At 40.6% G+C, this 20,932-nt stretch carries 22 protein-coding genes; 3 read left to right on the forward strand and 19 right to left on the reverse strand.

Translation table 11 applies throughout. From position 1 onward, the window contains the following. Position 1 precedes the first annotated feature (1 nt). The 4 genes from mcrG to CL181_RS15625 all read right to left on the reverse strand — a co-directional run bounded on the left by mcrG (position 2) and on the right by CL181_RS15625 (position 3,259). The gene (gene mcrG, locus CL181_RS15610) at positions 2–751 is read right to left on the reverse strand and encodes a coenzyme-B sulfoethylthiotransferase subunit gamma (RefSeq protein ID WP_097300251.1); all 750 of its coding nucleotides are present in this window, start codon (positions 749–751) and stop codon (positions 2–4) included. A 55-nt stretch (positions 752–806) separates the two neighbouring features. Then, positions 807–1,328 carry a methyl-coenzyme M reductase operon protein D gene (gene mcrD / locus CL181_RS15615; protein ID WP_097300252.1) on the reverse strand — a complete coding sequence of 174 codons (522 nt, stop codon included), beginning with the start codon at positions 1,326–1,328 and terminating at the stop codon, positions 807–809. 14 nt (positions 1,329–1,342) lie between these two features. Then, positions 1,343–2,647, reverse strand: a complete 1,305-nt coding sequence (gene mcrB, locus CL181_RS15620; protein WP_097300253.1) for a coenzyme-B sulfoethylthiotransferase subunit beta — start codon at positions 2,645–2,647, stop codon at positions 1,343–1,345. 300 nt (positions 2,648–2,947) lie between these two features. Beyond that, positions 2,948–3,259: a DUF2098 domain-containing protein gene (locus tag CL181_RS15625; protein ID WP_097300254.1), complete on the reverse strand. Its 312-nt coding sequence runs from the start codon at positions 3,257–3,259 to the stop codon at positions 2,948–2,950. Between the two features lie 87 nt (positions 3,260–3,346). Here CL181_RS15625 and mmp10 point away from each other — a divergent pair, with 87 nt between their 5' ends. After that, entirely contained in the window at positions 3,347–4,582 is a 1,236-nt protein-coding gene (mmp10, locus tag CL181_RS15630) for a methyl coenzyme M reductase-arginine methyltransferase Mmp10 (RefSeq protein WP_097300255.1), read from the forward strand. Positions 4,583–4,598: 16 nt separating this feature from the next. On the opposite strand, the gene CL181_RS15635 is transcribed toward mmp10, so the two are convergent. The 8 genes from CL181_RS15635 to CL181_RS15670 all read right to left on the reverse strand — a co-directional run bounded on the left by CL181_RS15635 (position 4,599) and on the right by CL181_RS15670 (position 12,360). Then, positions 4,599–4,892 (reverse strand): type II toxin-antitoxin system RelE/ParE family toxin, encoded by a 294-nt coding sequence (locus CL181_RS15635; RefSeq protein ID WP_097300256.1) that lies wholly within the window; start codon positions 4,890–4,892, stop codon positions 4,599–4,601. Continuing rightward, entirely contained in the window at positions 4,877–5,062 is a 186-nt protein-coding gene (locus tag CL181_RS15640; RefSeq protein WP_097300257.1) for a hypothetical protein, read from the reverse strand. The genes CL181_RS15635 and CL181_RS15640 overlap by 16 nt, the downstream gene beginning before the upstream one ends. Before the next feature lie 283 nt (positions 5,063–5,345). After that, a complete protein-coding gene (locus CL181_RS15645; protein WP_097300258.1) occupies positions 5,346–5,792 on the reverse strand; it encodes a carboxymuconolactone decarboxylase family protein in 447 nt (148 codons plus the stop codon). Positions 5,793–6,476: 684 nt separating this feature from the next. Then, positions 6,477–10,004, reverse strand: coding sequence for an AAA family ATPase (locus tag CL181_RS15650; RefSeq protein ID WP_097300259.1), 3,528 nt, complete (start codon positions 10,002–10,004; stop codon positions 6,477–6,479). Between the two features lie 475 nt (positions 10,005–10,479). Further along, positions 10,480–10,809, reverse strand: a complete 330-nt coding sequence (locus CL181_RS15655) for a type II toxin-antitoxin system PemK/MazF family toxin (protein ID WP_097300260.1) — start codon at positions 10,807–10,809, stop codon at positions 10,480–10,482. Further along, positions 10,806–10,997, reverse strand: coding sequence for a hypothetical protein (locus CL181_RS15660; RefSeq protein WP_217993198.1), 192 nt, complete (start codon positions 10,995–10,997; stop codon positions 10,806–10,808). The genes CL181_RS15655 and CL181_RS15660 overlap by 4 nt, the downstream gene beginning before the upstream one ends. A gap of 191 nt (positions 10,998–11,188) precedes the next feature. After that, on the reverse strand, positions 11,189–11,638 hold the full coding sequence (locus tag CL181_RS15665) for a hypothetical protein (protein ID WP_097300261.1): 450 nt from the start codon (positions 11,636–11,638) through the stop codon (positions 11,189–11,191). A 32-nt stretch (positions 11,639–11,670) separates the two neighbouring features. After that, positions 11,671–12,360 (reverse strand): hypothetical protein, encoded by a 690-nt coding sequence (locus tag CL181_RS15670; protein ID WP_097300262.1) that lies wholly within the window; start codon positions 12,358–12,360, stop codon positions 11,671–11,673. 266 nt (positions 12,361–12,626) lie between these two features. Between CL181_RS15670 and CL181_RS15675 the strand changes: the two genes are divergently transcribed. Continuing rightward, on the forward strand, positions 12,627–12,833 hold the full coding sequence (locus CL181_RS15675; protein WP_097300263.1) for a type II toxin-antitoxin system HicB family antitoxin: 207 nt from the start codon (positions 12,627–12,629) through the stop codon (positions 12,831–12,833). 275 nt (positions 12,834–13,108) lie between these two features. Here CL181_RS15675 and CL181_RS15680 read toward each other — a convergent pair whose 3' ends face one another. The 5 genes from CL181_RS15680 to CL181_RS15700 form a co-directional block, all read right to left on the reverse strand. After that, positions 13,109–13,867 carry a formylmethanofuran dehydrogenase subunit C gene (locus CL181_RS15680; RefSeq protein ID WP_097300264.1) on the reverse strand — a complete coding sequence of 253 codons (759 nt, stop codon included), beginning with the start codon at positions 13,865–13,867 and terminating at the stop codon, positions 13,109–13,111. 1 nt (position 13,868) lies between these two features. Beyond that, positions 13,869–15,581, reverse strand: coding sequence for a formylmethanofuran dehydrogenase subunit A (locus tag CL181_RS15685; protein WP_097300265.1), 1,713 nt, complete (start codon positions 15,579–15,581; stop codon positions 13,869–13,871). 1 nt (position 15,582) lies between these two features. Then, positions 15,583–16,881 carry a formylmethanofuran dehydrogenase subunit B gene (locus tag CL181_RS15690; protein ID WP_097300266.1) on the reverse strand — a complete coding sequence of 433 codons (1,299 nt, stop codon included), beginning with the start codon at positions 16,879–16,881 and terminating at the stop codon, positions 15,583–15,585. After that, positions 16,881–17,258 carry a molybdopterin dinucleotide binding domain-containing protein gene (locus CL181_RS15695; RefSeq protein WP_097300267.1) on the reverse strand — a complete coding sequence of 126 codons (378 nt, stop codon included), beginning with the start codon at positions 17,256–17,258 and terminating at the stop codon, positions 16,881–16,883. Before CL181_RS15695 ends, CL181_RS15690 begins: the two co-directional genes overlap by 1 nt. A 175-nt stretch (positions 17,259–17,433) precedes the next feature. After that, a complete protein-coding gene (locus tag CL181_RS15700) occupies positions 17,434–17,832 on the reverse strand; it encodes a DUF356 domain-containing protein (protein WP_176505266.1) in 399 nt (132 codons plus the stop codon). Between the two features lie 188 nt (positions 17,833–18,020). On the opposite strand from CL181_RS15700, the gene CL181_RS15705 reads away from it, so the two are divergent. Beyond that, complete coding sequence (locus CL181_RS15705; protein WP_097300269.1) at positions 18,021–20,210, forward strand: ATP-dependent DNA helicase; 2,190 nt, start codon at positions 18,021–18,023, stop codon at positions 20,208–20,210. Between the two features lie 24 nt (positions 20,211–20,234). On the opposite strand, the gene CL181_RS15710 is transcribed toward CL181_RS15705, so the two are convergent. Continuing rightward, positions 20,235–20,444 carry a TRAM domain-containing protein gene (locus CL181_RS15710; protein WP_097300270.1) on the reverse strand — a complete coding sequence of 70 codons (210 nt, stop codon included), beginning with the start codon at positions 20,442–20,444 and terminating at the stop codon, positions 20,235–20,237. 263 nt (positions 20,445–20,707) lie between these two features. Next, a partial coding sequence (locus tag CL181_RS20595; RefSeq protein WP_176505267.1) for a hypothetical protein occupies positions 20,708–20,932 on the reverse strand: 225 nt, incomplete at its 5' end.

The raw sequence follows: 20,932 nt of genomic DNA on the forward strand, positions 1-20,932 counted from the left end.
CTCACGCCTTTGGGACGAACCCGTATTTGGTTCTTAATTCCCATACTCTCTGAACATGTTCAATAACTTCTTTATCGCTTCTGAATGCAACATTGTCCACTCTATAGATGGTGGTTCTCTTTGCTGCTTCTGCTTCGCTCATTGGTTTTCCAAGGTTGACTTTTCGGTCAATTGGTACGCCGACCTGGTCTTTGTCACTTACAATGACTCCGCCTTCAAGTCTGCGCCTGTCCAACATATCGAACATTACGCCATCTTCCTGTAATCTGAGCGAGTGACCGTGAACTGTACAGCCTCTCATGCCTGCAAGACCCCAGTCAGTGATCTCGGTTTCTGACTGTCTCTTGGCGTACTCTTCCATATCTCTCTCTCTCATTTCATTGACTTGTCTGCCAGATAATGTACCTGGGTCGACTCCTCTGAAATTGATGGCTGCATGGTACGATCTCCAGTATGGTACTGCTGGACCGTTATACATTGAGTCAGCGAACTGTACATATCTCATTCTGTCGCCGGCTGCTGCGCCTGGTGTTGGTTCAACGACTTCTCTTACCGGGCATGCTGGTTCACCAATTTCTGAAAGTGGTGGATGTGTGCTCGGGTAATCGGAACCTGGTGCCCTATGACCGAGTAATGCTGTTAAGTCTTCATCAGAAATATCACGCATTTTCTCTACATCATCTGACATAAATTTTCTTCTATTCTTAGCAACTGAGGTGCTGCCAGGATAATATTGTGGTTTATATGCCATATTTTTTCCTCCTAATTGATTTGAATCGGTTCTCTCTGCTCCTTGAATAAACTAATCATTTCTCTTCCTCTGGATTAATAACACAGAGGCTATTTTCCGGTTTTGCATGCGGATCCATCAGGCCGAGTATTCGTTCGTCTTCAAGATTGATACTTTCATCAGTCTTGCTTTTGAATCCATACTTACCGTAATCAGTCAAAGTAGCTTTCTTCTTTATGAAGAAACCCTGTTTGAATTCAAAGGAAAATGGCAGCGTTCGCTCGCACGCATTTCTTAGTTCTTCCTTTGTGCTTTCATCTTCTAGTTCGACTATTACCTCGCCTACCATCACATGCAATTCGAATGCACAATCTCCGACATGGATTATTTCCATATTCGGGTGGTTGACATCTGTTCCGGTTCCAGGTCCACATGTGACCTTCCGGGGCAGATTTTTTCCACCGATTAGCATTCTTATTACTCCATTGACATGATCGATCTCATTTAAGAGCCTTTCAGCAGTCTCTGGTTGCAATAATCTTTGAGGAAATATTTTGATCTGGATTGGTTTACCCGTGACTGAAGCAGTTTTTACCATTCAATTCTCCGAATTTATACGGCTCCTGCTACTGCCTTGATTGGCTCTCTGAATTCGTCTACCGCGCTGAAGACATCTCCTACTAATCCTGAGGTCTTCTCTGGGCTGTATACCTGAACACCTGCGTCAAGAGCAACTGCTGCTGCTACGCATGGTACTGCGAGACCCTTTGAGTGTCTGGTAACTACGTGGTTGCCGTTGAAGACTCCTGGTCCACCGCCACCATAGATGGAGTGTGAGAAGAAGGAGAATCCGACTGCTGCGCCCTGTACTTTACCGAAGTCACAACCTGGGAGTGAGGTCTCTTTCTCAATGAGGTCCTGGAAGTATAGCAATACTGAAGATACTGCCTGTGGGGCTCTCTGAGCGCCGCAGTTGATGAGTGTTGCTACAAGTGTGCCTGCTGCACAATATGCATTCCACTTTCCGACATCATTGGTCTTGTATGTTGTATAGCCAGATGCGAATTTCTTATCTGCGCTGATTACTTTATCTGCAATTGCTTTCTCAACGCATGCATGGACAGCTGAACCGATTGTACCGGTCTTGCCTAATGCTTTTGTTGTTCCATACACCATGTTATTGGCGTTTAAGCCCTGGTGTGAGAATGCAAGTAATCTGTGTCTTGTCTGGTTGCCGATTGCGTCACCCATTTCGAATACACCTGTATTCTCAAGGATTGAGCACAATGCTGCTGTGTTCATTGCGTTTTTCTTGCATACTGCTGCAAGGTGGTTTGCCATGACGTTTCTTAATGTATAGCCAAATCCTTCATCTTTCTGTGGGATTTCGACGATTGACTTTACGTTTCCGCCTACCATATCAAGTGTCTGTGGGTACTGTCCCCAGACTGCGGACTTGACGGTTGGGGCATCGAACATACCGATATTGAATTGGCTTACTAATGCCTGTGTTACTGCTGATGCTGTGCAGGTCAATGATGATACATACTCTGCTGCAACATCGATTCTTACGGATGGAACCTGGACGATTAACTGTTTTCCACCGTTTAATGCTTTTACAACGGTGTCATCTCCGCTGTCAACCTGTACCATTTCGGTAACTGCTTTCTGGATAGCTGCTGCATTCTTTACGATATCTAATTTCATTTCTCTGCCGGGGATCTTTCTGCCTTTGCCACCGATTGCGGATGTTGCTAAGGTTTTCTCGATTCCTGCTAAGTCAACGGCTGCTGTTCGCTTTATACCGGTGACTATTGATTTGATAGCGGCATTTCTCATTGGGCTTATGTCGTTTATGTCGACGCCTGATTTGAGTTTTGCTCCTCTGTCGCTATATAGGTCTATTGTGTCAGCCACGTTTATTTACCTCCTAATTTTTGTTTATTTCCAAGAAATTGCTCACTTGGAAGCGATACAACAACGAGCGACTGCAACATGACAGAATAACAGAACCCAAAATAAGTCAATTATGTTCTATTCATCCCGACCATGTTGTGTTTTATTGTATCGAACAACCATTACAATCCCTTGCGACACCTACCAATTCCCCTAAAGTACTTAAAGTTTACGAATCGATCATGATAAAACATTATAAAATAAATGACGGCGTAGCTTCATGCTTATGCAATATATTCCTGACGATTTGTCTATATATTTTTATCCGCCGCTCTCCAAACTCGTATCACCCATTTCAGCTAGTTTGGAGGCTTCTTCCTGTTTTTTCAGGACTTCATTGATTTCCTCGCGGGAAAATATTTTCTCCCCAAGTTCTTCATCTTTTACTATTGTTATTTTTCTTAGAACTTCGGTTTTATAGTAAAGATCAGTCTTATCGATAAGCGCCCACGTACCTTCATCATCTGAAATGATTTCAGTGACATTACCTTTCGTTCCTGTATTTACATATTCTACAAAATTCCCAATCTGTAAAGGGTTTCCAGACATATCTGTTACCTTTATCTCGCTCATCTACCTCTATTATATCATTTATTGTTATTAATCATTGTGGTTATGCAGGACAATAAGTTTATATACCATCTGACATTTCGTGAGGACATGGAAATTCTTGCTGACATCGGAGGGCGTCCCGGTCTTGACTGCCGGGGTTTTTGTAGATATTGCTATTTTAAAGGTGTAACCGAAATCCCCGCATTTGGCTGCAAACATTGTATGCCATTCCAGAAAGGATGTAATTACTGCACAAAAAGCGTCAAGGAAGGATATTCAAGTTTTAAATCCATGCCAATGGTCGCGCAGGAAGTCAAACAATCAGTTTTTTTCAATAAGAATGAGAATGTAACGAAATTCAATGTTAGCGGAGGAGGGGATGTGAGCTGTTATCCTGAGCTTAAACCCCTTATCAAATTCCTCTCGGAATATAAAAAACCGATCCATCTTGGATACACAAGCGGAAAAGGCATGAATAAGGATGATGCCTTGTTCTTCATAGACCATGGTGTAAATGAAGTCACCTTTACGGTTTTCGCAACAGACCCGGAACTGCGGCGAAAATATATGAATGATAAGACGCCTGAAGATTCACTTTCTGCACTTCGTATCCTTGCCGGAAAGTGTGATGTTTATGCAGCAACAGTACTTATTCCGGGAGTAAATGACAAAGATGTCCTGCTGAAAACCTGCAAAGATCTTGAAGAAATGGGCGCAAAAGGGCTCATACTTATGCGGTTTGCCAATGAAAATGAACAGGGGCTGATCCTTAATAATTCCCCTGTATTAGAAGGAGTTACTCCCCACACCATCCTTGAGTTCAAATCGATAGTTGACGACATTAACAGCAAATTCGATTTCCGGGTAACCGGCACTCCCCTGTATGATCCTGAAACAGGGTCTCCATTTGCCATACGCAATGTTCCTGAAGCGCTGTCAAAATTACCTGAAATAACAAAAGAAGCAACGATCATTACAAGTGATGTTGCAGCGCCATTATTAAGGAAGATTTTCGATAAACTCGGAGGGCTCGTAAATGTCATTCCCGTGAAAAAGGATATTGGCTGCCTTATTACCATCGATGATATAAAAGCACTGGACTTATCACAAATAAAGGAAACAGTATTTTTCCCTGGAAGGGCATTTGTTCATGATCCTGAGATCAAGAAAATACTGGCCATGGATGGGAAAGACAGGTTAGTAAGAAGAGGGCCTGATATGCTCACAGTTGATGGTGAGATGAGCATTTCAATGACAAAAGAGGAAGTTATTTCAAAAGAAATAGAAGCATTTACCGAACTTATCCAGGCGATAAATGTTATCGGGACAAAACCAATCCTTTGATACTCTGCACTCCATGTTACCCTTTTAACAAACGCCGAACATGCATTACAGCCATTACAATAACAAGGTCTTGTTTATTTTCTAATCTATATACTACTCGATAGTTACCAACTAAAATCTCTCTATATTGCAGATGAGGCAACTCAGGGATTTTATAGCCAATCATAGGAAAACTGAGTATATTTGCAACAGCATTTTGAATATTTTCTATCTGTATCTGTGCATATCGTTTCGAGTCTTTCGCTATAAACTCATGAATATCATGTAAATCGTTAAGCGCTCGTATTGTCCACTTTATTTTTCGAACCATTTAGAAGTCTCCCTGATGACTTCTTCATGTGAAATAATCCGCCCTTCTCGGACATCTTTCTCAGCAGTTTCAAGTTTTTGCCTGACGTAGAGTCGATACATAATTTCATCAATATCTAATTCATCTGGCATGTCTGCTATGAGCTCAAAAACTTGCTGTTTAGCTATCATAATGTCTATTTCTTATATGGTTATTTATAACATAATAGTTTCGCTCATTTTTTCCATAATGGTAAACGCTCACCTGCGCCTTGGCATCTGAGCGCAGGATATACTGCGAACCAAGATCCAGGCTGCGGAAAGCAAGCCGCATGGCAACGATATCGGAGTAACATGAATGACTAAAATCTGTTTGCATCTATAGACTGTACTTTTTGACAGGATTACAGGATCGACAGGATACGATTTATATAATTAATTCTGTAAATCCTGTCGATCCTGTCCAAATTTCCACTTAATTTTTTTCTTCAGATATCCCGCAAACCTCGCATTTTTCTTTTCCGGCTATATTCTGCTTTTCCGAATCAATCGCGCGTGTGCCTTCGGCAAGGACTGCTGCATTGGATAATGTCCCTGCGATCAATATCGCATCAAATATCTCCTCTTTTGAAACCCCAAGCCTCTGCGCCACCCTGATATGCATTTTCAGGCAGTGATCGCATCTTAAAGCTGCCGAAACCCCTATGGATATAAGCTCTATTGTTTTTGCATCCATTCGTTTAAATTCCCGGATTATTGCATTATCATAAAGCACCTTGGTAACAAGTAACTCTGGCGATTGCCTCATAAAATTAAGGATATACGGTACCTCGCCGTATGCTTTTTCAACCTCTTTCAATAATTCTTCCGCTGCTTCTTTTGGTTCCTTATTAAGGATCTTATCGATTTTCTTAAGTTCCATGGGGCTCTAACAAAACGGTTTAAATCCTAAAGTAAATAAACATTTGTATTTGAAATGATGGTGGCAATCTGTGGTGGTAGTTAAGCCAATATTAAAAACTTCAATGCTCGCCATATATGGAACAGTTCATTTCAAATATGTAATTGAAAATTAAGAATAATAGGTTGGTACATATTATACAGGCTTCGGTACTTAACACGCTGTCCGATAATTCAAAAAATTGAAAAAAATAGGGCATATTAGGGCTTTAAATCGAAAAAGGAGGAAAATTTCTGTTAATTTTTATTACTAAGAGTAATTGGCGGACAGCCTCTTAAGTCCGAGGTTTGTGACTGTGGACGATAAATGTCTGTGCATCCATTATAACTATTTTGATTCAGAATAACAATAAGGGTGCCAAAAATGGGGCACGAATAAAACAAAAAAGAACAAAATGGAAATAAAGAGTATGGATAAATGGAACATATTCGTAGTTTCATATGCATTAATTTCATAGCCTCTAACCTTTAAACATTAGGGAGTTTATTTTTTGAGCGAACACATCAAGCATACGAGTGTGACCTAAGTTGAGATTAAAGCGCATAAGGAGCTAAAAAGAAATATCATCGATGATGTTTTATATACCACGTTTATTTATTAATTTTGGTATGGGTTTGAGCATTTACTAATTTACAAGCTCCAAATTCATCTACATTTTTCCAAGCCGAATTTATCTTCAAGGATATATTTTATTGATTCTTCAAGATTCATGCCTTCTATAGGAGTTTCAATTAACTGGTCTTGCCAACCATTTTCCTTATACCACCTTCTCTTACGTTCCACTTTTTTATCGTAGTCGATTGTACCCAGCATTCCAAGGTGTTCCCAGTAATATTCTCTTCGTTTAATTTTGAAAGTGAAATCAGGTAATCTCCAAGACATTCCATCCAATGATATTAGTGGCTTCTCATAAGCAAAACCAACACCATGGCTAGCGAGTGCCTGCGTTATCCTTAATTCTCCTTTAGAACGAACGAGAAGCTCTGGCAAGGCTTCATAAACTAACTGCTCTGGATGAAAACTCTTAAAACCATCTTTTGGAATGCCTTTTGCTGTTCGGAATAATGCAGAATTACGTTTTACTATTTCAGAGTATCCCGCCCAAGCTCTCTCCTTAAGGAGTCGAGCGTCTTTTTGCATTAGTAAGAATAGTTTTCCAGTGGCACGTGAAAGTCCAGTATAAATGAGTTCACGACTTAAGAAATCACTAGCTTCAGATGGAAGGATTACTATAGTAATATCAAATTGGCTACCTTGAGCTTTGTGCACCGAAGCAATGTAACCAAGTTCTATATGTTCATTGCATTTTGATCTGCTTAGGTAGTATGAATATTTGATAAAATCTTTAGGGAATTTTGCCTGCAACTGATTAAAATGTCGTTTTGGGAAAACGAATCCTAATGTGCCATTGGGCACATAAGTGTCTTCATTTTTAATACTCTTATTCTCATTATGGTTCCATGCATAGTATGTATAATTCCTTATTTGCATAATTTTGTCATAATGAACATACCCAGCAAACTGATATTTCTTTACAATATCTTCTCCTCTCAATAGCTTCTGAACTATTTGATTTAGATATTCCACACCTGAAGGAGTATGTCTGTAAGGTGCAAGAAGTTGTATAGCTTCCAGATTTTTCTTGGGAGAATACAAATCGTTGAGCCCGTGAACATAGTTATAACGATCTCCGAGAGTACCAGATAATTTCTTTTTACCCTCAAGCATAGCAATAGCATTTTCAAGAACCTGCGGAATAAGCTTATAAAGGTCTTCATCATTATTCCATGTGTATACAGAAAAATCGCCTTTTGATATCCCTCTTTCAACATCCCATAGAATTTCTTCGTCTGGTCTATCGAGAGTTCGAGTAAAATGAGAAGCAAGCCATGCTGCACGACTTCCGGTCGCTTGACGACAATTCACAGTAAGCTCAGCCAAATAATTATGCTCCCTATTATCGTCTTTCTTTAGATAATCAATAATATCAGCAAAAGGTTTCCCTGGACCTATAGGGGGTAATTGACCTGAATCACCCACTAAAATCAAGCGCTCTGCGGTGCCTAAATCTATGGCGCGAACTAACGTTGCAAAAAGACTTACATTAAGCATTGATGCTTCATCAACTATAATAGTTCCAGGGTTGCCTTTCCTTCTATTATTTCGTTCTTTGAGCGTATAATTAAGAGGATTGATCCATCCCAATCCCATTAAAAAAGTGTGAATCGTTGTCGCCTCACGTTGTACCCTTAATCCCAATATTATAGCTGCCTTTCCAGTAGGAGCAAGTAGGAGGAAACTATGATTAGGTTCCTTATCTGTGATACCCTTAACCAGCGAACGGAGTACTGTTGTCTTTCCTGTACCTGCACTTCCTGTTAGTACACTAAAGCGTGCTCTATACATTGTTTCAAGAGCACATGCTTGTTCTGCGATGGCCTCTCTTATAGAAGGATGCTCTTTATCTTCTAATTGAAAAACATTAAGAATCTTTTTCCAGTCAATTTTTGAGGAGGGAAGTAATTCTTCATTCAAGAAACTGACTATCTCTTTACGAATTATTCTTTCATCTGCATGGATTGAATTGAGAAAAATAGCTTCTATTCCATCGGCTATATCCATCATAAGTTTCTTAGTAAAAATAACTTTATGCTGTTCCCAAATTGCCTTGTCCAGAATGAATAGACTATCAGGATCGTTATCTTTGTGCCATTTTTCTATGGCCGCGAAAAGATCTGAACGGTCAATAAATGTATGTCCCTCGTTCGCACTAGCTTTTAATTGCTCTACCATCAGTGCCCGCAATCGTCTTGGATCATCAAATTTGATGCGTGGTATATTCTTACCAAGTTCCTCAGATGGTATCATTCCATGATCAATTCGATGAAAACCTATTGTATCTTCAATATCTTTTCCAATATACTCCTCACATAGGCAATAGGGATTATCAAATATCTCATTCAGACCAGAGGTAATAGAATATTTGTCATGGCTATCACCAAGAATGTTTTTTATTTGATCAGCAGTCAAGTCAAAAAATGGAAGTCTTTCTCGACAAAATCTGGAAATAATTTCCGTTGTAGGTGAGCTTTTAAGTATTCTATATCGCTGAGCTGCATCACCGTATCTCTCCAGTTCTTCGGTATTCATTTTTATTTTACCATCTAAACGATCAAAAATATACTCACGTAAATCGTTTGGATTTTTCTTAGGCAATTCAATCCGCACGTAGGCTGAAGGATTTGGAAAATTTAGGTATTCCAATGTATTCGTAAGTCCAGGATAAAGACCGCGACTCTCCCAACACTCCTTTCGTATTTGTTTTAGCCATTGTAATTTTGAATCCCAATAACCAGCATCAGGAAGGTAATTATCCTTTATAACTTTCTTTATTGATTTGATTGCCTGATCAATTAGTCCAATAGCTTCATCATCACTCACATGCCGACAAACATATTTAAATCGCCTAGTGAGGTCTCCAGAAACTATTATAGCAATTGAAGCTGGATCAATTTTTTTATCCATATATTCTTGATACGGAATCCTTATCCCCTCATTGGGATAAGCGCTTTCCAATGTAATGGACCAGACAAAATCGCCGTATTTTTCCGATATATTCGTCGGAATTTGTGGCCATTTCTTAAATCCTCCGACTTTTTTCAGTCGTACAATCCCTGTAAGAAGATATTTTCTATCCTGTCCAGTGATAGGATTATCATAGTTACAGTAATAAAATATCAGGCTGACTCCCTCTCCTTTCTTTAAATCAGAAAAAAATTCCTCAGCTATTTCCTTCCTCTCATCTGGATCGCGTCTATTACCTTTCTCATCCCACATTTCTTCAAAGGGCCATGTGCCAGAAGAATGCGGAGGAAGTGTTTCTTCAAGTTCTTCTGCTCCTTCTAAGAACTCTTTTGGAAGATGAATATGCCCTATTGACTGCTCACCAAAAACATTTATTGTTTCAGTACATGGTGGGGACTGATTCTTTAAATAGCGACACGGCTTACCGTGATTACTTTCTTCCCACTCATTATCTTTGTTATATCTAATTCGTTCAGCATTAACAGAAAAAAATCCCCCGCAATATACATTTTTCTTTGGTTCATTGCAAATACAGCCATCCCAACCACGATCATGCCATGAAAGTCTTACAGAAACATGTGTAACCATAATCAACTCCAAAAGTTTGATGAAGTCTTATTCTTTGCGAGAAACAATCATATTCCATTGAATATATTAACCTGATGTTTCGTTCTTGTCAGGGAGTTCATACACGTATGCTTAGTGTATGAACTTGAAAGCCAAACACATGAATTTCATTCGCAATTTACCGACCTTATATCCACAACGATTCAGGACAAAAGAGGCACAGAAGAGCAATCACTCATATGCCTGTACGTGCCCCTTCCCTATGGACATTGGCCGAAACAACCAAATAGGAGATAGAAAAACTCATGCACTACGTTGATGCCTCGGACTTTAGCAAAGCGGAGTCCGTGACTCCAACGATAGGCGTTCTTGTGCATCCGTTTGAATATCTTGAACCTGAATGACCATCGGAGCGCTAAAAATGAGGGACACGGAAAGAGATGCTAAGCAGATATAACCAACTGATGACCAAGGATTTTTATTAACAAACTTGCCTTTATATCTCCAGTATCTTTCTTAATTTTTGATTCACTTCTTTCCTTAGTTCTTCATTAAGCTCCCCAATCTCGCCTACAATTAAATCTTTCAGCACAGTTGCGATTTTATCTAGCTTTATGACCGAATCCAATTTCAGTCCAGCATTTTTAAAAGCAGAATGATTCTTTGTTATTAAAACATCTACCACAGAGGGTTCAGATGGTAATTTTGAAGAAATAAATGCCATGATTACATCTTTATCGCCTTCATATAACACTAAAGCAGGTCTAAGCTTTGCAGCGGTTAAATCAGTAAATGGAAAAGGCACAAGCACTATTTTTCCTTTCATTTATATCTGACCTTTAAGTCCGCTATTTTATAAATATCTGGTTCATTATCAAAGAAACTTGATAATGACTTTTCGGAAAGCTTCATCAACGAAACGATTTCTTTTTCATATAGTAGCTCATCAACCTTTTTTGAAATCTCGATTACATACCGCTTTATATCCCTTACTTCGGTTTCTAAATTCATCATGTTTATTAACATCTTTACGATATGCATATATAAAAACATGATTGAGAAGTCTTTCAAGGAGAACTCACACCTATGTTATTTCCGTGCCCCTTTTTATCGATTTATGTCTTAGCAACAAATAACCTGACTTCGCCACCCACGGCTAAACGTCACGAATTTTAATCCCTTTATACAATTTGCCAGATGACGGTTTACCAGCGTAATTTCAGACTATTATCCTCATATTTTTTAATAAAATCCCCAAAAATACTGACTACTTCTTTTGAAATATTTGACAGTACTGTAAATTTGAAGCTATTTTGAGGGTATGCCACAGTAAGTGTCAAAATGTTCAGGAATTTCCTGAGTAACCTTATGTCTCTTACTATTGGTTTTTTTGCTAAATAAAGGGTCAAATTGACCAAAAAATTCGTGAGGAACGTAAGCAGTAGATATCCTTTAACTGCAAGATTACTCCAATGTCGTATCGGTCTCAACTCTAACCCATCTTTTAAACCACGAATGAATTTTTCAGCTTTATCCCTATCTTTATAAAGAGATAGGATTTTTTTGGGTTCATCATCGACGGAACTTTCAAGAGAGAAAAATCCCTCTAATCCATTGATAAAAGGATTATCGATCGGACCAAAAGTTTTCTGCAAACTTCCATGCAGAATAATGTAACCATCTTTTGTTATGACCGAGCCAAGTTTCTTTCCCTTTTTTTTGCTTTTAAAGTGAGATAATGATATTCTCCATTACGGACCATTTTTTTGTTTGTTTTTGTGTTGGCTCCACAATCAAATATCAAGATGCTGCCCTTGTCCAATACTTTTGTTGCCACATTAAAAATGTGATCGAAATGCTTTTTGTCCTGGACATTTCCTTTTTGTATCGTTAGTGCGGTTGGAAGATCATTGATTCCTGTGCTAATCCCAAAGGTGATTTGTTTTTTCCCAAAAGCACCATCTCTTGAGTAACCTAAGGCTCCTAACTCCTGTTTAGTTCCCTCAAAATATGTGGATGAGAAATCCACGAATTGCTCTTTTGATATGAGGTTATATTTTGCCAGGAATTGTTGATAGAGTTCCAAGATGATTCCGAAGTTATCTCCGATCCGTTCAATAGTCCTGTAAAAAGTTCGTTCTGCTGGTGTTTCTTTTAATCCCAAATATCCAAAAACTTCGTCGGGGTATATGTTTAGAATTTGATTGACTGAAACGTTGTTCGTCAATTTGTTATATATCAGTGATTTTATGATTTCTTGGAAATCCTTTGCTTTTCCACCGATTTTATCGAACAAAAAATCAAAGTAACCATAATCTTTTTCAATTCTATCGAGCATTACAATACTGCCTATAGGGAATGTTACATTTTCATGCAAGGTTTTTCACCAAAACTTCTGAAATGTAATATCCCTTTATAGGCTAACTGGCGAGGTCAGGAAATAAGCGATAGATGCCCTCATGCACCCGCGCGTGGATGCTCCGTACCTTCCAGTGCGGAGTTACGTTACTGCGCAATCGCGCTCACACTCATGCTCCAGAAGGGCGATGTAAAGCAAAGCAACTCCCAAAATGCTAAAAATTAGGCGCGAATAGTAACGGCATATAACCATACTTTTAATAACTGCAAATCTAATTATCGAACATGCAATTCACAGTAAAACTTGAAGAATCTGATGAAGGTGGATATACCGCCCAATGTCTTGAGCTTCCCGCAGCGATAAGTGAAGGAGATACAAAAGAAGAAGCACTCGATAATATTAAAGAAGCAATTCAACTGGTTCTTGAAGTCTCACGTGAACAAGCGCAGTCGTATACTGAAGTTTTTAGGGTGGAAGTGGCAAGTGCCTAAACTCCCTTCTGTATCTGGTAAGAAGATTATCAGATCTTTGAATTTTATAAGTGATATTGCTCCTGAGTTTAAATATAGAAAGATTGGAGGATAAATTACCTGTTCCAGAATCAAAATCATTTGCAAAATATGTAGCTATTTCTGAAAAATCATCATAGTATCTCGAATCCTGAACCATCGAGCATCCACATGATGCCTCGGTCTTTAGCGAAGCGGAGTCCAGTGATTGTTCGCAATAAAAAGTGTCAATACACAAAAAATAAAAACGATGATGCTTACTTAATGTAAAGCAGACCTTTTCCATTAACTATAACATCACCAGTATATTTCTTATACGTCACTCCATCAACTGCTTCATTACCTTCCAGCTTGAATACAGGCATCATCTCATCCACTGTCCCGTTGACAATTATCGTGCCTTTTGACATCTCGCTTCCAGGACGGCTGGTATTGCCTTCGATCACGATCTTGCCGCCATTGTTGCTCAATCCGGGGAGAATCCCTGTATTGCCTTTAACAATGATCTCGCCGCCGCACATATGCTCGCCAAGGAAATCAAGGGCATTTCCCATTACAGTGATTTTCCCGCCGCGCATGCCGCAGCTCTCACCGCGATATCCGGCGCCAAGGTAATATCCCGCATTTCCTTCCACGATCAACTCGCCGCCTTTCATTTCCCTCCCTGCCCATGAGTCAACATTTCCCTTTACTGATATCTTTCCGCCGCTCATCTTTGAGCCAAGATGCATATCCACGTTGCCATTGATGATCATTAGTCCTGCGGACATTCCTTCCCCGATCCTTTTAACGCGGGAAAAATCGCCTTCCATCACGATTTTTGTATCTGCTGCCGGAGCAGAACCTTCCACCTTAACTGAGAAAAGCTCCCCGATAGTCGTCTTTTGGTTCCCGGTCCATGCTTCCATGGATTGGATCTCTGTTTCCGTTTTACCGGCGAATTTATCAGGTGAGATATTCTCAGCTTCAGTTGAAATCCTGATCTCTTTCTTTGGTTTAATGGTAACCGTTTGCATTTTAGCTCACCTCTACGGGAATTGCTCCGGCTTTAATGACCTTGGGATGAGTTAGATATTCATCCTGTACCATGTAATTTGCAAGCTGTATCGAGTAATAGTTCTTGAATTTCTTAACAATGTCTTTCATCATTTCATTTGTATGCTCTTCAGGAACCCTTGCATCCACCCAGTATGTCCTTCCCATTGGTGTTGCTGTGATCTGGCCGTCCTTTACAACAACCTGTCCGCCCTTTATTGTATATGCGGCTGATGAGAACGCGCTCTTTATCTTTGCATGTTCAACTGATGGATCTATCTGGTCAGGTTTGATGTCGTATATGGAAACATCAGCATCTGCGCCAACTCCGAGATGACCTTTTGTATCAAGAAGCCCGAGTACCTTTGCAGTGCCAGCCCTTGTCATTATTGCGATCTCACTGAAATCAAGTTCGCGGTCAATTCCCGGAAGCCTTGTTTTTGAATGAACAGCTTCATGAACGGTCTTTATTTCTTCCTGGCGCTTCTTGTTGCTCATAAGAAGCGCAATGACCTCCGAATAATTCACGAACGGCCCGCCATTGGGATGGTCAGTGGTCAATAGCATTTTATACGGGTCTTTTGTAAGCAGCCCGAGTTCAAGCCCTGTGGCCCACATGATAGCATAGACTGATACCTGCTTGACATAATATAACGGTACAACGCCTGATGCATCTTCAAGTTCAACATCACCATTGCCCCATTTTGCATGCAGTAATTTTGCGTTTGCATATTGAACAGGACCATCGGCAGTCATGGTGGTGGCGCTGCCAAATATCATCTGTCCCATATCACCTGTTACATTATCGTGATTGTTAAGATAATTGGCTACTTCATCGGCTTTTGATTCAAAGTCGCCCCAGTTCGTTCCGCCCATTGAATTAAACAACAGGTGAGTAACATGCAACACCTGCCTGTTCCTGCTGGCTTTGACCTGGTTTGCAAGTTCCATACTTGCAAGTGTTGTCTTGTAGTTGCCGGGCTTTCCAAGATTATTGCAGTGCAGATGCACCGAATGCGGAAGCCCCAGCATTTCATTGGCCTTCATCAGCGACACTATTATATCTTTTGGGGTTACATCAAAATTCGGGACAACATCATCAAGACCTGTAACGTTCTTGCCAAAGCCCCACATCTCGCCTCCACCCGGATTTACGCATTTAACGCCAAATCCCCTGCTTGCAAGAAGACCCCATGATATATAAGCAGCCAGCTTATCCATGTTCTTCTCCCGCACAAAGTCCATAGTGGGCCAGTTACTCCCGAATAGCGTAAGAGCGCCTTTGTCGATAATGGGTATTTCTTCAAGTTCTTCATGGGTGTGGCGCGCTTTCATTATTGCCTGCGCTGCCTCAAAGACCGTTGTATAACCCATCTGTGCATAGCGGTATCCCATAGCATAGACATTTGGCACAGTATAACCTGTAGTAGGTCTTGTTAGCTTTGTCCTTGGACTTATCCCTGATCGCGCATCTTCAGGGCGCATTATTCTTCCCACATTGACTTTTGCACCTGCGATATGCGAATGTGCATCAACGCCGCCTGCCATTACAAGCCTTCCGCCAGCATCTATCACTGTGGCTTTGCTGCTTACCTCATTCACGATTTTTCCGTCTTTTATGGAGATATCGGCCTTATCACCATTTATTCCATTAGACGGATCATAAACCGAACCGTTCTTTATAAGAAGTTCCATTTTATTCACCTCTCAATGCTTTCACTCGTTCTGTTATCTTTTCAAGTACCTCAGTGTCAGGCAGATGTGTGGGTTCAACCATCTTTCTCATCCTGAGTGATACGCCGTCCATCCTGTATGCCGTACCTTCCACCTCCACGCCGCAAATTGCCACTGGAATGACAACATTTGCTACTTCAGTCGTTGGATTCCAGTAAGGATCTATCTGGACAACCGGGATCTTTGCAAGATGCCTGACAGAATCAGCCGGGAAATGAGCGCCTGCATCACCTGCTATTATCATTGCTGCATCTGTTTCTTTTCTTAAGAGCACATCGTTTGCCGCTGTTTCACCGGGATTGTAATAAGGAGCGCCGCGTGCAAAATCCACTGCTGTTGCAAATCCTGTCTCCCATGCGCACACATTTCCGAATCCGGTAACATTATAGTGGCCTCGCATCGGCGTAATAACGCATTTTGTAAACGCGTTCAACTCTGTTACTAAAGAGATGGCGTTATCAATGTTCTTATACCTTGATTTGCTCTGGGTAAGTCCCATTCCAAAGAAAATCCCGACGAATTTTCCTGTTTTTAATGTATCCACAAGTTTTGAAAGCTGCTCTTTGGACACGCCTCCAACCGATTCCGGCACAACATCCGCATGTCCTGAAAGTATTGCCCTGAGAGCCGAAATCACAAGGTAATCACTGCCCTGCTCTAACTGCACGAATTGATCTGCCATATTTGCCGTATCTGTTTTTCGTACATCCACTACAACGACTTTGCGTCCTTTTCTACCTTTTTCAGAGAATAATCCTTTTGCAAACACAGAATATCTCCCCATGTGCCTGGGATGGGCATGTACCGGATTGCTTCCCCAGAATACAATAACGTCTGCCCTGTTCTTTACCTGGCCAAGGGTGGCTGACGGAAGACCTTTTTCATGGACTGCAAGGGTGGATGGGCCATGACAAACTGTTGCCGTGTTGTCAATAATTGCTCCAAGCTCCTCAGCAAGAAGAATGCCTTTCTTATGGACTTCACACACTGCCGATGCCCATCCGTACAAAAGAGGTCTTTTTGAATTTGAAAGGATATTTGCAGCTTCGTTAATTGCCTCTTCATAAGATACTTCCTTGAACTCGGAATTCTTGTCTTTCCTCATCATGGGGGCTTTTATTCTGTGATGTCCCATTATTTTAGATGCGCCGAGTTTGCATGCTTGTTTAACATCGGTTATTTTGTTATCTTCCACAACGATTGTCAGGTCATCACACAGGCAGCCGCAAAAAGGGCAGAGTGCATCTGTTATTACTGTCATTACTTATACCTCGCGATCAGTTCTTTCATTAATAATACTTTCTTGTCCGTAGGTTCTATCCGCGCAGGAATACCTTTGAATCCCGGCATCCCGCAGCCCTTGGTATCCGGATCGACGACTGCATTTGCCCACGGGCCCATGGGGATAAAAGCCATTCCGTCAGGATTTCCTTTATTTTCTTTTAATTTCACAACCACATCACCGTGATCTGTTTTAACCAATACGCGGCTTCCGGGACTTATTCCCAGGATACCTATATCCTTTGGGTTCAGTTCACAATAAGCAGTTGCTTCCTGATAGTCCGAAGAAGTTTTATTCTCAATAGTTGCTCCCTGATTTATTGTTCTTCCAGTTATGAGTATTGCATTTAATGTCATCTTATACACTCTTTTTTATTATTGGTAAATACTTTCTTATTTAAAAAGTATATGTTTTTGTTCGATTAAGATACAAAATCAAGGAGGGTAATAAAATTCGAAAATAATAAAATTCCGATTAACTAAACAAAAAAAACAATGAATAAAAATTTAAAAAATTATTTGAATATCTATTTTAAACTCCTACAGTTTCTTTCGCAGTTTCGCGGACAGCTTCAAATCCGAAATTCTGCTCAAAATTAACATCTATCTCTGGCAATATATCTACATAATTTACTAATTCGTGATATATCTCATGCCTCGGACTTACAATTATAACATGCGCAGGCGGATGTATTTTTCGAAGTCTTCCAATTGCGACACTTGCCTGGTCCTCAAGAGGAACTATCGCAGCAGACGAACAACACCCTCTTAATGGACTTTTCATTATGTGCGTAAGAATGTTATCTGCAAAAGTCGGTTCCAATTTTCTTGCCTGATCTGAAAAAGTCAAATTTGCATACCTGACAAGGTCGTACAGTGCTATTTTCACTTTCGATGCATCATCTGCCCTGACTACAGCCATTGAGTTCATTTTTTCCCCCTTATTTGTGATCGTATCCATTTTTATATTACCTAATTCGTAGTGGTACTGATATAAATGCTGGTGCTAACTAAAGGCTATTTTCGTGCTACTGAGTATTTTATTATGATCAGAAACAAATTTCAGGGTTACTCCTGACAATCGTACTGTTTATATTATATCGAATCCTATGGTCGCCGATGAAACAGGACTATCTTCGCTATTTTCCCAAAAAATCATGCTATCCGAACCAGCTGGAAGCGATGCAGGCCATTCATGATGCTCTGATAAAAAAGCAGGTGGTTTTATTCGAAGGGGCATGCGGCACTGGTAAAACCCTGAGTTCTCTTGCTCCTGCTCTTCATATCGGGAAAACTGAGAAAAAAACAGTAATTATTGCCACGAATGTCCATCAGCAGATGGCGCAATTCATTGAGGAGGCAAGGGAAATAAAAAAAAACCAGCCCGAATTAAAAGTTGTTGTGCTTAAAGGTAAAATGCTGATGTGCCCAAAGCCGGATATGGATTATGACACATGCAGTTTGCTAAGGGACAATACCTATAAATTAATGGAGCAGGAAAAAGATGTCGGGCAATTGAAAAACGAAATGAAATCTATCAGGGATAAGATAAAACGGGATAAGGATACAAGCCTCATACAAATCCAAAGGGAATTGAGCCAGGAATTTGATAAGGAAGAAAGGCAGCTTCATGATACAAGGAAAAACTCATGTGACTATCTTTATAAATTACTTAAAAGTGACACCGATGATTTCCGCGGGTGGCTATTCGGTGGTGTGCGCACGCCTGAAGAGGTGGCAGACTGGGCTTTATCAAATGATGCGTGCGGATACGAACTGCTAAAACGCTACATGAAAGAAGCCGACCTTTTGATATGCAATTACCATCATTTTCTTAATGAGGATATCCGAACAAATGTACTTGGATGGCTGGATAAAGGTCTTGCTGATGTTATTACCATTTTCGATGAAGCGCACAATATTGAATCCGCTGCACGCTCCCATTCATCCATGACGCTCACCGAATTTACTTTAAAACGGGCGCTTGATGAAGTCGAAGGGAACGAGGCAGCTTCTGCTTCAGTTGATGTTCAAATATTGCTTCAGGTTCTCCTTGATACAATACGATCAACATATAATATCATTCTTGATAAAAAGTTCGGGGAACGCGAAAGAGTGGGCAGGGACTGGTATGATTTAAGGATCGCAGATCCCCAGGAGCGTACTGATATGTTCCGGGAAAAACTAACGCTGGCTATTGATAAGGCAGGAATTAAGAAGCTCGATGAGACCATCGAACGTTTGAGGAGTTTCGGACTGACTGTTGATGCATTTTATGAAAAACAATTCAATGAGGGGAAAAGCCATATTAAAAAAATATGCAGCAGCCTCATCACAGCGATCTTTCTTTCGGATTATGTTAAATTCTCAAAAGATAAAAGCTATTATCCGATCCTGAATGTAAAGCGCCAGAATTCCGAGATATCAGGAAGACTTGAATTATTCACCTGCATCCCTAAAAATGTCACAGCGCCATTATTTAATTCTGTCCACAGCGCAATCCTTATGTCAGCGACACTTGCGCCTTTTGAAACAATTAAAGCAACGCTTGGAATCTCACGGCCTACGTGTGAATTATCGTTCGGTCTGACTTTTCCGAAAGAAAAGCGCCTTACCATAGCAGTATCTGTCCCGGCTTTATTTTCAAAGGACAGGGACAGCCCGCAGACAAAGGAAGTGATCACAAAAGTCCTTACTGATATAATTGAACAATCTGACGGGAACGTGATAATATTTTTCCCTAGCTTTTATGAAGCAACCCAGTACAAGAACCGGATAAAATGCGATAATCCGCTATTCCTGGATGAGGTAGGAGTTTCGGCGCAGCAGATCAGGGAGGAATTTTTCAGGCTGGGTGAATCAGGGAAGAAAGCCGTGCTAATATCCTATATGTGGGGAACGCTCACAGAAGGCGTTGATTACAAGAATGACCGGGGAAGGACAGTGGTCATCGTGGGTGTTGGATATCCTGCATTGAATGACAGGACGCGCGCCGTAGAATCCGCATATGACGCTGAATTCGGGCACGGCTGGGAATATGCAATTGAAATCCCCACGATCAGGAAGGTGCGGCAGGCGCTGGGGCGTGTGGTTCGCTCACCCGGCGATTATGGGGCGCGTGTGCTGCTCGACGGGCGTTATACGTCCACATCAGGTAAGCGTTATGGGAAATATTCAGTGTTCAAATTCTTCCCTGAAGAAGAAAGAGCAGAGATCATAGATGTAGAACCTGAACGCGCCAAGTATTCACTAATGAACTTTTTTAATGATATAAGAAAAAATGCAGCAAAAACCAACAAAAAATTATAATTAAAAGTAAAAGCAGAATAAAAATTATTCTGCCACTTTTTCTGCGATCGCGAATTTGCGCATTACTTTATTAACTGTTATCTTTACTTTATCGCCGACTTTTGTCTGCGGCACGAAGATGACAAAGCCTTCTACCCTGGCAATTCCGTCGCCTTCTTTTGCAATATCATCAATCGATACATCATAGCTTTCTCCGACTTTTACCGGAGCAACTTTTTCCTGATATTCACTCAAGTTTTACACATCCTTACATTAAATTACCGTCTGCTAGGGCAAACATAACTGCAGAAAATAGAATGAACATTTCACTGCCGTAAATGATGCTGCCAGAACAGCCTGTAATCTTATTTCTAACTGTCTTTAGAATATATAAGACTTTGGTGAAAACAAATCAAATCCGGTTACGACAAATGTATTAGTAGTACTTTCGAAAATATAAATTTTTATTCATAATTAAAAAGAATAACCCGGTTGACCCACCGGGCATTTGAGATTATTTACCCGGCAGCCTCTGCAGCCTCTGCAGCAGGTTTCACTCTTGTAAAGTGATAACCGCTTTCTTCAAGCATTGGCCTTATACTACTTTCCCAATCCTGGGCCTCCTGCTCACTTGAGAATGTAACTTCTATATCTTTCCCACTGCGTTTCACAACCACTTCTTCTTCAGAAGATTTCCTTCTTTCAGAAGTTCCCCCCCTCTCAGAAGTTCCCCCCCTTTCGGA

It is taken from the genome of Candidatus Methanoperedens sp. BLZ2 (assembly GCF_002487355.1).
In the GTDB taxonomy this organism is placed as follows: domain Archaea; phylum Halobacteriota; class Methanosarcinia; order Methanosarcinales; family Methanoperedenaceae; genus Methanoperedens.